The organism is Bradyrhizobium sp. (genome assembly GCF_049512235.1).
GTDB lineage: Bacteria > Pseudomonadota > Alphaproteobacteria > Rhizobiales > Xanthobacteraceae > Bradyrhizobium.
The window spans coordinates 1-13,165 of sequence record NZ_JBEKXH010000158.1; the positions used below are offsets into that span (position 1 = coordinate 1).

The window sequence follows — 13,165 nt, forward strand, 5'->3', positions numbered from 1 at the left end:
AAGACCGCCCCGCCGACTGCCAATCCCTGCGGCAGTATGACCTTGAATGGGTATGCCGTTGTATTTGAAGTGATTGGACAAACAATCATGTAGGGTGTCTTGGCGTGATAACCGTATGGACTGATAATCACGGCCGGACGATTGCCGGATTGCTCATGTCCTACCCGGGGATCAAAGTTGACGTAGGCAAGAGAACCTTGATCGGGAATGTTGTCACCGGCGGGAATAGTCATCCTCGACAATCTCCGCGCCGACCGGCGGCCAGTCTTCGAGTTCCGGGATGAAACGAGGATCAATCTGAGCAAGCAGATCCTCGAGACGGTGGCTGGTCACGGGCGGGATGGCTCGGATGCGGAGTTCTCGACCTTCGACCCACATTTCAACCTCGCTGCCGGGCGCAAGCCTCAAGTCCTCCAATACGGACTTTGGCAGGCGCACGGCGGCGCTATTCCCCCATTGAGCAATCTGACCCTTCATAACGCCAGCTCCGGATGTTGATACATTGTATATCCTAAGGCTGGTTTGTCTAGCCTTGTTCGCCGTGCTTCGGTTTCCGCAACAAATAGGTGCCGTGCAGCGGCGCGTGATAATCGACTGCGACCAGCGTGAAGCCAATTTCGGTCAGCATGCGCTCGATCACCCAGCCGAAGGTCGAATATTCGTCGCGCATATGGGTGATGACACTGTGGCGCTCGAAATCATGGTTCTTGATGCTGAAATCGGCCCATTCCTCTACATCGCGTTCCCTGCCATCGGGCATGCTGACAAAGACGATGTCGCGCAGGTAAAAATCGGCACCTGGCTTCAGCGCATGATAGATCCGCGACAGCGCCACCGCTTTCCAGAAATCGGGCAGATGATGCAGCGTGAACTCGCTGACGATCAGGTCGTATGAATTCGGCTGATAGGCGAAACTGAGGAGTCCCGCCGGCTGGGTGCGGATCGCGACTCTGCAATCCCTGGCGTGAATATTGGCCAACGCCAGCATCGCCGGCGAAATATCGATCGCGTCGACCTCGGCGCCCAAGAGCGCGGCCTCGCAGGCGAGAACGCCGTGGCCGCAGCCGATATCGGCGACCCGCCAGCCGCGCTGCACGCCCAGCATGGTCAGCGCCGCGCGGGCGCGGAGGTCGCTGTCGTCATGGCGGTCGTAGATCGAGGCCACGGCCGAATCCAGGCCGATCTGCCGCCGCTCATTGTAGTACCAGTCGCGCGCCAGCATGACTCACATCCCCTCGGGCCCGCGCCCGATCGCGGCAACGCCGGTGCGCGAGACCTCGACGAGGCCGAGCGGGCGCATCAGGTCGATGAACTGGTTGATCTTGGCGGAGTTGCCGGTGATCTCAAACACAAAACTTTCGGTTGTGGCGTCGATGACGCGGGCGCGGAACGCTTCCGCCAGCCGCAGCGACTCGACGCGATGCTCGCCGGTGCCGCGCAGTTTGACCATCGCCAGTTCGCGCTCGATCGAGCGGCCGGACAGCGTCATGTCAACCACCCGATACACCGGAACCATGCGGTCGAGCTGGTGCTTTATCTGCTCGATCACCATCGGCGTCCCCGTGGTGACGATGGTGATGCGGGACAGGTGCTTCTGGCTTTCGGTCTCGGAGACGGTGAGGCTTTCGATGTTGTAGCCTCGCCCCGAGAACAATCCAATGACCCGCGCCAGCACGCCCGGCTCGTTCTGTACCAGCACCGAAAGCGTGTGGGCCTCGACCGGGTCATGGCGCTCTTCCATGAAATAGGCGGATGCGGGCTGGCTCATGGTTGTTTCCTTTGCATCCTCACACCATCACCTTGCCGGCGACGGAGGCCGCTTCCGGCATCACCCATCGCCTGAACAGGTCGAGATCGATATTGCCGCCGCTCAGGATCAGGCCCACTTGCTTGCCGCGGATGTCGGGTCTGTCCTGCAGCGCGGCGGCGAGCGCCGCGGCGCCGGCGCCCTCCGCGAGGTTATGCGTGTCGGTCCAGTAGGCCCGGATCGCCGCCGCCACTTCGGCGTCGGTGACCTGTGCGATGCGCGAGGCGCCCTTGCGAATGATCGCGAGCGCATCTGGATCCGGAACGCGTGTCGCCAGGCCATCGGCCAGCGTCTGGCTGCTGTTGGTTTTCACCACCGTGCCGGCCGCAAAGGACAGCGCATAGGACGGCGCCTCGGTCGACTGCACGCCGACGATTTCGGTCGATAACCCCAACAGATCGCGCGCCAGAATGCAGCCGCAGATGCCCGATCCCTGCCCAATCGGAACATAGAGCACATCGAGGTCCGGCGCCTGGCGCAACAGTTCAAGCGCGTAGGTCGCGACCCCCCTCACCAGATCGGGATGGAAGGAGGGCACGAATTCGAGCCCGTCAAGGCTGGCGCGGCGCTCGGCCTCCTCGCGGGCGGCCTGAAAATCCTCGCCGTATTCGATCAGATTGGCGCCCAACGCCCGCATCGCCCGGTTTTTCTCGGTCGAATTGCCGCACGGTACGTAGATCGTCACCGGCACGCCATAGCGGGCCGCCGCAAAGGCCAGGCTCTGGCCGTGATTGCCCCGCGTTGCCGAGATCAGGCCTTTGCTGTGCGGCTGCGCGCGCTTCAGGCGATCGACATAGACGAGCCCGCCGCGCACCTTGAAGGCGCCGATCGGCGTATGGTTCTCATGCTTGACGATGGTCGTCGTGCCGAGCCGCTCCGACAGCAATGGCCAGGCGTGCGCCGGCGTCGGCGGCATCGCCGCGCCAACGATGGCGTGCGCACGTTCCAGCTCGGTGAGATCAAACATGCGCTAGCCTCACACCAGTGCCTTGCCGCCGGCGAAGGCGGTGGCGGTAGCTTCGTCGGTGGCTTCCACCGGCAACAGCATTTCGTTATGCGCCTTGCCGGAGGGGATCATCGGGAAGCAATTTTCCAGCGCCGCCACCCGGCAATCGAACAGCACCGGGCGCTTGACTCTGATCATCTCCTTGATCGCGCCGTCGAGATCACCGGGCTTGATGGCCTGGATGCCGACGCAGCCGAAGGCGTCCGCGAGCTTGACGAAATTCGGCAAGGCTTCGGAATAGGAATGCGACAGCCGGTTGCCGTGCAACAGCTGCTGCCATTGCCGCACCATGCCCATATACTGGTTGTTGAGGATGAAAATCTTGATCGGCAATTCGTATTGAACGGCCGTCGACATCTCCTGCATCGTCATCTGCACCGAGGCGTCGCCGGCAATGTCGATCACGAGGCTGTCGCGATGGGCGACCTGCACGCCGAGCGCCGCCGGCAGGCCATAGCCCATGGTGCCCAAACCGCCCGAGGTCATCCAGCGGTGCGGCTCCTCGAAGCCGAAGAACTGCGCCGCCCACATCTGGTGCTGGCCGACTTCGGTGGTGATATAGACGTCGCGGCCGCGCGTCAGCGCGAACAACCGCTCGATCGCAAATTGCGGCAGGATGATATCGCTGTTCTTTCTGTAGGACAGCGAATGGCGCGCGCGCCATTTCGCGATCTCGTGCCACCAGGCTCTTATGTCCGGCCTCGAGGCCTCCGCCTTGAACACCTGCAGCAGATCGCCGAGCACATTGCCGGCGTCGCCGATGATCGGGACGTCGACACGGATGTTCTTGTTGATCGAGGACGGGTCGATATCGATGTGGATCTTCTTGGAGCCCGGCGAGAACGCGTCGGTGCGCCCGGTGATGCGGTCGTCGAAGCGCGCGCCGACGCACAGCATGACGTCGCAATCATGCATTGCCATGTTGGCTTCGTAAGTGCCGTGCATGCCGAGCATGCCGAGCCAGTTCTTGCCCGACGCCGGATAGGCGCCGAGCCCCATCAGGGTCGAGGTGATCGGGAATCCGGTGATTTCAACCAGTTCGCGCAACGCCCTCGAGGCCTCCAGTCCGGAATTGATGACGCCGCCGCCGGAATAGATCACCGGACGTTTGGCTGTGGCGAGCAGCGCCACCGCCTTGCGGATCTGGGTGGCGTCGCCCTTCAACCGCGGCGCGTAGGAGACGTGGACATCGGACTTGCGCGGCGGGTGATAGCGGCCGAGTGCGAATTGCACGTCCTTCGGCACGTCGACCACGACCGGGCCGGGACGGCCGGAGCTTGCGACGTAGAACGCCTCGTGCAGCACTTTGGCCAGATCGTTGACGTCGCGCACCAGCCAGTTGTGCTTGGTGCAGGGCCGGGTGATGCCGACGGTGTCGCATTCCTGGAAGGCGTCGTTGCCGATCAGGTGCGTCGGCACCTGGCCGGTGATGCACACCAGCGGGATCGAATCCATCAGCGCGTCGGTCAAGGGCGTCACCATGTTGGTGGCACCCGGCCCCGAGGTCACCAGCACCACGCCCGGCTTCCCGGTGGAACGGGCATAGCCTTCGGCGGCATGGCCGGCGCCCTGCTCGTGCCGCACCAGAATGTGCTCGATCTCGCTCTGCTGGAACAGTTCGTCATAGATCGGCAGCACGGCGCCGCCCGGGTAGCCGAAGATGTGCTTGACGCCATGATCGATCAGCGCCCGCACGATCATGGCTGCGCCGCTCATCTGGTTCGGATCGTGGCTGGTTTCGCTCATGGCTTGCTCCGGATGCGCCGTTCGGGCGCGGCTTCTTCTGTTCGGGTTTTCGGAAAAATAAAAAGGGGCCCAAGAGGCCCCATGCACACCGCCCGTGAGTGGATGGCCTAGCCATCCCCGGCGGTGCGCCTGGGTACGACGACGATAAGGAGTTTTGTAATTTTATTTCGCATATGACCGCCGATACTTCCCAAAGGTTGCGCGCAACATACCTGCCAAACCCTGAAAGTCAAGGAAAAGGCGGCAGGGGGCGCGACATCCGTAGCTTAGCGGGGTTGCGAGCGTTCGGCGAGCGTGTTTTTTAACATTCCGTCATTCCAGGGCGCGCGAAGCACGAACCCGGAATCTGGAGACACCGGGTTCGCTCGTTTCACTCGTGCCCCGGAATGACACTTTCCAGCCACGCGCCCGCCTGCTCCGGCTTCACCCATTGGAATTCAGGCAGCTGGTGCCTGAACCAGGTGAACTGCCGCTTGGCATAATGACGGGTGTCGGCGCAGCCGATCTCCGCCGCCTCATCCAGCGTGATCTCGCCCTTGAGGTGGCGGATCAGCGCCGGCACGCCATGGGCTTTCATCGCCGGCAGCAGCGGATCGAGCTGCCTCGCCGCCAATGCCGCGACCTCTTGCAGCGCGCCGGCCTGCAGCATCGCTGCGAAACGCGCATCGATCCCTGCATAAAGCCGATCGCGATCGGGTTCGAGAAACACCGCAAAAAATGTTCCCGGCGGCAACAGCGGCGGCAGGCCGTCGCGATGCCAGACGGTCAGCGAACGCCCGGTCGCCTCGACTACTTCCAACGCGCGGGCGATGCGGGTGCGGTCGCGTGGCTCTAGCCGTTCAGCTGCGGCCGGATCGCGGCGCGCCAGCTCGGCATGCAGCGCCTCCACGCCATCGATTTCCAGCCGCGCGCGCACGCCTTCGCGGACAGCCGCGGGAACAGGCGGCACCGCCGCCAGGCCGCGCGTCAGTGCCTTGAAATAGAGCCCCGAGCCGCCGACAAAAATCGGCAGCCGCTGTTGCGCCCGCGCCTCCGCGAGCACAACAGCGGCGTCGGCCACCCAGGCGCCCGCGGAAAAGTTCACGGCAGCGTCGACCTGGCCATAGAGCCGGTGGGGAGCCAGCGTCTCCTCATCCGGCGTCGGCCGCGCCGTGATCACCCGGAGGTCGCGGTAGACCTGCATGGAATCGGCATTGATGATGACGGCTTGGGTCCGCTGCGCCAGTTCGAGCGCCAGCGCCGACTTGCCGCTGGCGGTCGGCCCTGCGATAAGCACGGCCTTGTTGGTTTGCCCTTGCGAATGCACGTCCGGATGTCTCTCGTCGCCACGCTGATCTGCAATCCCGCCGACCCCGCGCTTGATTCGACCATCGTCGACGGCGCGCGGGCGGTCCTGCCTTCCCCCGGGCCGGCGCTATGGCTGTTCGACGAAGTCGCCGTCGATATTCCCTTCGAAGGCAAGGCCCCGCTCAAAGGCAGTAGCGACCTCAGGACCATCGAAAACACCTTGCGCGCCGCCCGCGGCGACCTGCCGATCGATATCGTGGTGCAGCCTCGGGCCTTCAGGCGCAAGAAGCTTTTTCTGGCCGACATGGATTCCACCATGATCGGCCAGGAATGCATCGACGAGCTGGCCGACTTTGCCGGCCTGAAAGCGCATGTCGCCGGCATTACCGAACGCGCAATGCGCGGCGAGATCGCGTTCGAGCCGGCGCTGCGCGAGCGCGTCGCACTGTTGAAGGGCCTCCCAGTCGGCATCGTCGACGAGGTGCTGAAGACGCGAATCACGCTGACGCCGGGTGGCCGCGAGCTGGTCGCGACCATGCGCGCCCACGGCGCCTGGACCAGCCTGATCTCGGGCGGCTTTACCTTGTTCACCGACGCGGTCGCCAGCCTCATCGGCTTTCAGGAAAACCGCGCCAATCGCCTCAAGGTAGCCGACGGCAAACTGACCGGCGAAGTCGAAGAACCCATTCTGGGCCGCGCCGCCAAGCTCGCGACCCTGGTCGAACTCACCGAATCCTTCGATCTCGACGCCATCGACACGCTGGTGGTTGGCGACGGCGCCAACGATCTCGGCATGATCGGAGAGGCAGGTTTGGGTGTCGCCTATCGGGCAAAGCCTACCGTCGCCGCCGCCGCCGCGGCGCGGATCGATCACGGCGATCTGACGGCGTTATTGTACGCGCAGGGGTACAAGCGAGAGGAGTTTGTGGGCGGGTAATCTCTCGGTCCCCGGAACGACACATGCGCTGTGGCGCAAGCCGCTTCTACTGCACGTTCAGCGCCACGAAGCGCAGTTCGCCGTCGGCGTTGGAGACCAACAGCAACACGGATTTCTTGCCGTCCTTCTTCAGCTGGTCGACGCGCTTCTTGACGTCGGCGACATTGCCGACAGCCTCCTGCGCCACCTCGACGATGACGTCACCGGGACCGAGATTCTTGTCGGCGGCATCGGAGGCGTCATCGACACTGGTGATGACGACGCCCTTGACGCTGTCCTTGATCTTGAAGCGGCCGCGCAGATCCTTGCTCAGCGTCGCAAGATCAAGGCCGAGCGCCTTTTGCGTCACCGGTTTTTCCGCGGGCTCCTGGGTCTTGACCGAGGCCGCTACCGGCTTGTCAGCGTCATCGAGGCGGCCGAGCGTTACCTTCCGGGTCTGCTCCTGGCCTTTACGGATAATGACGACGTCGACCTCCTTGCCGACCGCGGTATCGGCCACGACGCGCGACAGATCCTTGGGCTCCTTGATGTCCTTGCCGTCGAAGTTCACCACGACATCGCCCGGCTCGATGCCGGCCGGCTTGGCCGGGCCCTTGTCCTCGACGCCGGCGATCAGGGCGCCGCGCGCGGGCTTGATGTTGAGGCTTTCGGCGATTTCGTCGGTGACCTGCTGGATGCGGACGCCAAGCCAGCCGCGGCGCAGCTCGCCGAACTGCCGGAGCTGATCGACCACGCCGGCCACGGTCTTGGAGGGCACCGCGAAGCCGATCCCGATCGAGCCGCCCGACGGCGAGATGATCAGGGTGTTGACGCCGATCACTTCGCCATCGAGATTGAACAGCGGACCGCCGGAATTGCCGCGGTTGATGGCGGCGTCGGTCTGGATATAGTTGTCATAGGGCCCGGACGAGATATCCCGGTTGCGCGCCGAGACGATACCGGCCGTCACCGTGCCGCCGAGGCTGAAGGGATTGCCGATCGCGACCACCCATTCGCCGAGCCGCAGCTTGTCGGAATCGCCGAACTTGACCGCGGTCAAAGGCTTGGTCGGCTTGAATCGCAGCACCGCCAGATCGGTCTTCTTGTCGAGGCCGACCAGCTCGGCCTTGAACTTGCTGCCGTCGTTCATGATGATGCTGATCTCGTCGGCATCGGCAATGACGTGATTGTTGGTGACGACGATGCCCGAGGCGTCGACGATGAAGCCTGATCCGAGCGAGTTGGTCTTGCGCGGCGTCAGGTCACCGCCCTTGCCGCCCGGGCCGCCGCGGCGGTTCTTGAAAAAATCGTCGAAGAATTCCTCGAACGGCGAACCCGGCGGCAGTTGCGGCATCGCGCCCCTGCCCTCAGCCCCACCGCCCTTGGCTTCGATGGTCTGTGACGTCGAGATATTCACCACCGCGTCGATCACCTTCTCGGCGACATCGGCGATGCCCTCGGGGCCGCGCGCCAGTGCCGGGGCTGAAATCAGGACGCTGGCGGCACCAAGCCAGATCGCGCCAAGCCAGATCGCGGCCAGCATCGGACGCAGGCGATGACAAAAGGCTGGAATCGCACCGGTCATGTTCAATCTGGCTCCTTAAACAACGGGTCGGATTTGAAGATCTACAGTGCGCCCGAACGGGGTCGCGGCGCAAGCATTGGGGCTTTTAGCATTTCGCCGCCATGGGTGGTGCTTAATACGGCGAAAAACGGGTCGCCGCCACTCACGATGGCGTTGTTCCCCGCTCGACATTGCCGGGGCGGCGCAGCACTTGCCGCCCGGGGGCGGCGCACTTGGCGCGCGCCCTGGCATGACCGGGGTTTTACCGTCGAACCGCCCATATCAGGATCAGCCCCACCACCGCCGACCCGATGCCGACCGCGCGCAGGATATTATCCGGCGTCGCCAGAGCGCTCTTCATGGCCCGGCGCATCCAGGTCGGAATTGCCGCGAACATCAGGCCTTCCAGCACAAACAGAATGCCCACACCGATGAGGAAGTCGGCGAACGCTATGGACCTCATCGGATAGCAACCTCCCGTTTGTTATTGTTTTACTTTTAGCGAGCACGAAGCATGAAGTTCTTGCTTCGCGCTTTGATCTCACCTTAGCCCAGCGCGCTCACGGCTTCGGCGCCGCCGGGGTGGCCGGCGATGTCATCGGCGCAGCGGTGGCGGCCGCTGCCGGAGCGTCCGGCGGCTTGCCGGAGGAGTTACTGAAGAACTTGAAGAAGTCGGAATCCGGCCGCAGCAGGAAGCGGGTGTCGCTGCTCTTCAGGCCGTTCTCATAGGCGGTCATCGAGCGGTAGAAGGCGAAGAAATTCGGATCCTGGCCATAGGCCTCGGCGAACAGCCGGTTGCGTTCGCCGTCCCCCTCGCCGCGGGTCCGCTCGGCGGTGGAATTGGCCTCGGCGACGATGACGGTGGCTTCGCGGTCGGCGTTGGCGCGGATCTCCTGCGCCTTCTGGCCGCCCTGGGCGCGGAACTCGGCGGCCTCGCGCTGCCGCTCGGTCTGCATGCGCTGGTAGACGGCCTGGCTGTTCTGCTCCGGCAGGTCGGCACGCCGGATCCGCACGTCGACCACCTGGATGCCGTAGGCGGCGGCTTCATGATCGAGCTGGTCGCGGATCAGCCCCATCAGCTTTTCGCGCTCGTCGCGCACCACCTGGATGAAGGTGACCTCGCCAAGCACGCGGCGCAGCGCCGCATTCAAAAGCGTGGTCAGCTGGATGTTGGCGGCCTGGATCGAGCCGACGCTCTGATAGAAATGCAGCGGGTCCTTGATGCGGTAGCGGGCGAAGGCATCGACCACCAGCCGCTTCTGGTCCGACGCGATCACTTCCTGCGAGGGATTCTCCAGATCGAGAATCCGCTTGTCGATGTCGATGACGGTGTCGATGAACGGCGCCTTGAAATGCAGGCCCGGATCGGTGACCGGGGTTTGCGGCTCGCCGAGCCGGACCACCAGCGCCTGTTCGGTCATGTCCACGGTGAAGACCGAACTGTAGCCGATGATCACGACGGCCAACAGCATCAATAGCGCAACAATGCCTGCGACCGGGGATCTCATCTCGTTGCTCCGCTGGTCTGTTGCGGCTGGCCCGTGGTCGCCGGCGGCGGACGCTTGGGCGTCAGCTCGTTGAGCGGCAGATACGGCACGATGCCCTGCGAGGACGACGAACCGCCGCCGTCATAGATGAGCTTTTCGGAGCCGCCGAGGATGCGCTCCATGGTCTCCAGATAGATGCGTTGCCGGGTGACATCGGGCGCCTTCTTGTATTCGTCATAGACCTTCAGGAAGCGCGCGCTCTGGCCCTTGGCTTCGGCCACCGCCTGCAGCTTGTAGCCTTCGGCGGCCTGCGTTATCTGCGCGGCCCGCCCCTTGGCGTCGGGAACGACGCGGTTGGCATAGGTCTGCGCCTCGTTCTGCAGGCGCTCGAGATCGGCGCGCGCCGCCTGGACGTCGCGGAACGAGTCGATCACCTGTGCCGGCGGATCGACCTTCTGCATCTGCACCTGCTGCACCAGGATGCCGGAGCCATAATTGTCCAGCGTCCGCTGCATCAGTTCCTGCACGCTCTGCTCGGTCGAGGTGCGCGCGCCGGTCAGGATCGGCTGGATGTTGGCCTTGCCAACGGCCTCGCGCATCGCGCTCTCGGCGACCGCCTTCACGGTACCTTCGGGGTTCTGGATGTTGAACAGATAATCGGCGGCGCCTTTCGGCTTGATCCGCCACAGCACGGTGAAATCGACGTCGACGATATTCTCGTCGCCGGTCAGCATCAGGCTTTCTTCCGGCACGTCGCGCATGGTCCGGCCGCGCCGCGCCGGATCGTCGATCAGCGTCATGCCGATCGAGATGGTGGAGACGCGCAGCGCCTTCGGCAGCAGCACGGTCTCGATCGGATACGGCAGGTGATAGTTCAATCCGGGCTGCGCATCGCGCACATATTTGCCGAACCGAAGCACCACGCCGAGTTCTTCGGATTGCACCCGATAAAAGCCCGACATACCCCAGATCGCCAATGCCGCCAGCAGCAACAGCGCGATGCCGATGCCACTGAAATACCCGCCCGGCAGCAACTGCTGCAGCCGATCCTGGGCGCGGCGCAGCAGGTCTTCCAGATCGGGCGGTCGCGGTCCCACCGGCTGCGGGCCGGAGCCCCACGGCCCCTTCGGACCCGAGCCCCATGGGCCTCCGCCTTGATTCTTCCACGGCATCGACAGTCTCCTTGGCGGGCCGCAGGGCCTAGACACGCCCGGCCTCGCAACGCCTGCACGGCCTTATAGGGGACCGCCCCGGACCTTACAACGCAAGCTTCCGGCGGAAAGCAGCTATGCTTGAAGCAGTAATTGTCAATGTAAACATTGCCGAATGCGGTTAATGCGCCTTCCGCCGGTGATATGTTACATAGGAAAAGTCGGCGCTGTCGTCCGGGCCGGACGAATGTCGCACGCGCACAACCTCTTCCCAGTCAGCCGGATCAATCGCCGCAAAACAGGTTTCGCCCGCGGGCCGAACGTGGACTTCGGTAATCTCCAGGCGATCGGCGATGGTTATCCATTGCCGGTAGATTTCCGCGCCGCCGATCACGGCGATTTCGGCGGTGCAACGCCGCAGCGCGTCGCCGGTCGCGACGGCGCGGGCTTGCGCAAACGAATTTGTCGCCACCGCGCCCGCGGCACGAAAATCCACATCGCGCGTGAGGACGATATTGGTGCGTCCGGGAAGCGGCCCGCGCAGTGATGTAAAAGTCTTGCGTCCCATCACGATGGGCTTTCCGAGCGTCATCGCCTTGAAGCGCCTTTGATCGGACCCCAGCCGCCACGGCAGCGCGCCATGAGAAGCGATCACGCCGTTGTCGGCGACGGCGGCAATAAGGACGATGTCAATCACGCAGTGTCGGTCGCCTCTTTGGTCAGATCACGCCCGCAAATCCCAGACAGCCGCCAGCCAGCAGCAACCACAGCGGATTGAGCCGGGTGACAAAAGCCAATAGCGCGGCCGCGGCGGTCGCCAGCGCGCCGGTCCAGCTGCGGTCGGCAGTCAGCGCCAGGATGAACCCGCTGGCGCCCATCAATCCGATCGACAGCGGAACCAATGCCGTATGGATGATGCCGGGCCAGCGCGAACGACTCGATCGCGTCATGAGGTGGCTGACGCAATAGGCCAACACGGCGGTCGGGACACACATCGCAAGCGTTGCGGCCAGCGCGCCTGAAAGGCCGGCGACGGAGTAGCCGATCAGGGTCACGATCAGGACATTGGGCCCCGGCGAGAGCTGCGATATCGCGTAGACATCGGCGAATTGTTGATCGGTCAACCAGTGCCGGACATCGACCGCAACCCGGTGCATCTCGGGAATGGCGGAATTGGCGCCGCCGACCGCGAACAGCGACATCAGCCCGAAGGTCCAGAGCAGGGTCCAAACCGGGCTTTGGCCGGCAGTCATGCGTGAGCCTTCCGGTACATGGCAAAGGCGATGGCGATGCTGAGCGGAAACGCCACCAGCAACACCGCCGGCAACGGCAGCCGTAACAGGCCGATGGCGATAAAGACCGCGAGCAGGACCAGCAGGCTGACCGGTTCGCGCTTGCGCACCAGCGGCATCATCATGCGGAAAACGACGGCGATCAAAAGACCGACCGCCGCGCAGGACACGCCGGCCAGGATACGCCGCAGGGCATCGATTTCGCCAAAACGCGCATAAAGCGCGGCCAATATCGTCACGATGACCACGGGAGGACCGACCAGCCCGGCGAAGGCCGCGATGCCGCCGGCGATACCGCGAAAGCGGGATCCAAACACCACCGACAGATTGACGATGTTGGGGCCGGGCAGGAAATGGCACAACGCGAAGGTTTCGTTGAACTCCTCGGCCGTCATCCAACGGTGCTGCTCGACGATGCTGCGCCGCGCCCAGACCAGCACGCCGCCAAAGCCCGCGAGCGACATTTTGGCGAACGCGACAAACAGCGCGATCAGGCCGGGCGGGCTTGGTATTGGGAGTTCCGGCGCCGCAAGGGCGGCCGGCGGCGAATCCGGGGGCATCATCAAGATTTAGAACGGGCGGCACGCCAACGCCAACCCAATTCGGCGTTTTTTCGGTCCCCAAATCGGGCCGCGCAGGCCCTGTTTTTCCCGCTTTTGCAGGCTATATTACTGCAGCCGGTATGCCGGCTATGGAAATAAATGGCCGTCGCAATAAACCATTCGGACCCGGGGGCAGTACCCGGCGCCTCCACCAAAGCCCGCCGCCGACGGGCTTCGGCGGGGGCGAAACAGGATCGACGAGGGCGTAAAGGGCGTGTTTTTTCCCGGTATGGTTCCGCCGTTATCGGGCTATGCAATAGTTGCAAACGACAACTATGCTCCGGTTGCTCAGGCCGCGTAAGCGGTT

The 13,165-nt window shown here is 63.9% G+C and carries 15 protein-coding genes and 1 other RNA gene; 2 read left to right on the forward strand and 14 right to left on the reverse strand.

Going from position 1 to position 13,165, the window contains the following annotated elements; all coding sequences use genetic code 11:
• From ABSG20_RS16230 to miaA, 7 genes are all read right to left on the reverse strand, one after another.
• Positions 1-233 (reverse strand): type II toxin-antitoxin system PemK/MazF family toxin (locus ABSG20_RS16230; protein WP_423865527.1); only part of this gene is annotated, 233 nt, incomplete at its 3' end.
• On the reverse strand, positions 214-477 hold the full coding sequence (locus ABSG20_RS16235; protein WP_423865528.1) for an AbrB/MazE/SpoVT family DNA-binding domain-containing protein: 264 nt from the start codon (positions 475-477) through the stop codon (positions 214-216). The genes ABSG20_RS16235 and ABSG20_RS16230, both read right to left, overlap by 20 nt.
• A 49-nt stretch (positions 478-526) precedes the next feature.
• Positions 527-1,222, reverse strand: coding sequence for a class I SAM-dependent methyltransferase (locus tag ABSG20_RS16240; RefSeq protein WP_423865529.1), 696 nt, complete (start codon positions 1,220-1,222; stop codon positions 527-529).
• 3 nt (positions 1,223-1,225) lie between these two features.
• Positions 1,226-1,768 (reverse strand): acetolactate synthase small subunit, encoded by a 543-nt coding sequence (ilvN, locus tag ABSG20_RS16245; protein WP_423865530.1) that lies wholly within the window; start codon positions 1,766-1,768, stop codon positions 1,226-1,228.
• 19 nt (positions 1,769-1,787) lie between these two features.
• Entirely contained in the window at positions 1,788-2,774 is a 987-nt protein-coding gene (locus ABSG20_RS16250; RefSeq protein ID WP_423865531.1) for a threonine dehydratase, read from the reverse strand.
• Positions 2,775-2,783: 9 nt separating this feature from the next.
• Positions 2,784-4,559, reverse strand: a complete 1,776-nt coding sequence (locus ABSG20_RS16255) for an acetolactate synthase 3 large subunit (protein WP_423865532.1) — start codon at positions 4,557-4,559, stop codon at positions 2,784-2,786.
• Between the two features lie 370 nt (positions 4,560-4,929).
• Positions 4,930-5,865, reverse strand: a complete 936-nt coding sequence (miaA, locus tag ABSG20_RS16260; RefSeq protein WP_423865533.1) for a tRNA (adenosine(37)-N6)-dimethylallyltransferase MiaA — start codon at positions 5,863-5,865, stop codon at positions 4,930-4,932.
• A 6-nt stretch (positions 5,866-5,871) separates the two neighbouring features.
• On the opposite strand from miaA, the gene serB reads away from it, so the two are divergent.
• Complete coding sequence (gene serB / locus ABSG20_RS16265; protein ID WP_423865534.1) at positions 5,872-6,783, forward strand: phosphoserine phosphatase SerB; 912 nt, start codon at positions 5,872-5,874, stop codon at positions 6,781-6,783.
• Between the two features lie 46 nt (positions 6,784-6,829).
• On the opposite strand, the gene ABSG20_RS16270 is transcribed toward serB, so the two are convergent.
• The 7 genes from ABSG20_RS16270 to ABSG20_RS16300 all read right to left on the reverse strand — a co-directional run bounded on the left by ABSG20_RS16270 (position 6,830) and on the right by ABSG20_RS16300 (position 12,816).
• A complete protein-coding gene (locus ABSG20_RS16270) occupies positions 6,830-8,347 on the reverse strand; it encodes a Do family serine endopeptidase (protein ID WP_423865535.1) in 1,518 nt (505 codons plus the stop codon).
• 241 nt (positions 8,348-8,588) lie between these two features.
• Positions 8,589-8,789, reverse strand: a complete 201-nt coding sequence (locus ABSG20_RS16275; RefSeq protein WP_423865536.1) for a DUF2065 domain-containing protein — start codon at positions 8,787-8,789, stop codon at positions 8,589-8,591.
• A 97-nt stretch (positions 8,790-8,886) separates the two neighbouring features.
• Positions 8,887-9,834 (reverse strand): protease modulator HflC, encoded by a 948-nt coding sequence (gene hflC / locus ABSG20_RS16280; protein ID WP_423865537.1) that lies wholly within the window; start codon positions 9,832-9,834, stop codon positions 8,887-8,889.
• Positions 9,831-10,985 carry an FtsH protease activity modulator HflK gene (hflK, locus tag ABSG20_RS16285; RefSeq protein WP_423865538.1) on the reverse strand — a complete coding sequence of 385 codons (1,155 nt, stop codon included), beginning with the start codon at positions 10,983-10,985 and terminating at the stop codon, positions 9,831-9,833. Before hflK ends, hflC begins: the two co-directional genes overlap by 4 nt.
• Before the next feature lie 160 nt (positions 10,986-11,145).
• The gene (locus tag ABSG20_RS16290) at positions 11,146-11,661 is read right to left on the reverse strand and encodes a dihydrofolate reductase (protein WP_423865539.1); all 516 of its coding nucleotides are present in this window, start codon (positions 11,659-11,661) and stop codon (positions 11,146-11,148) included.
• 22 nt (positions 11,662-11,683) lie between these two features.
• Positions 11,684-12,217 carry a chromate transporter gene (locus tag ABSG20_RS16295; protein WP_423865540.1) on the reverse strand — a complete coding sequence of 178 codons (534 nt, stop codon included), beginning with the start codon at positions 12,215-12,217 and terminating at the stop codon, positions 11,684-11,686.
• Positions 12,214-12,816 (reverse strand): chromate transporter, encoded by a 603-nt coding sequence (locus ABSG20_RS16300; protein WP_423865541.1) that lies wholly within the window; start codon positions 12,814-12,816, stop codon positions 12,214-12,216. The genes ABSG20_RS16295 and ABSG20_RS16300 overlap by 4 nt, the downstream gene beginning before the upstream one ends.
• 77 nt (positions 12,817-12,893) lie before the next feature.
• Here ABSG20_RS16300 and ssrA point away from each other — a divergent pair.
• Positions 12,894-13,165, forward strand: a transfer-messenger RNA (tmRNA) gene (gene ssrA, locus ABSG20_RS16305); the annotation flags it as partial.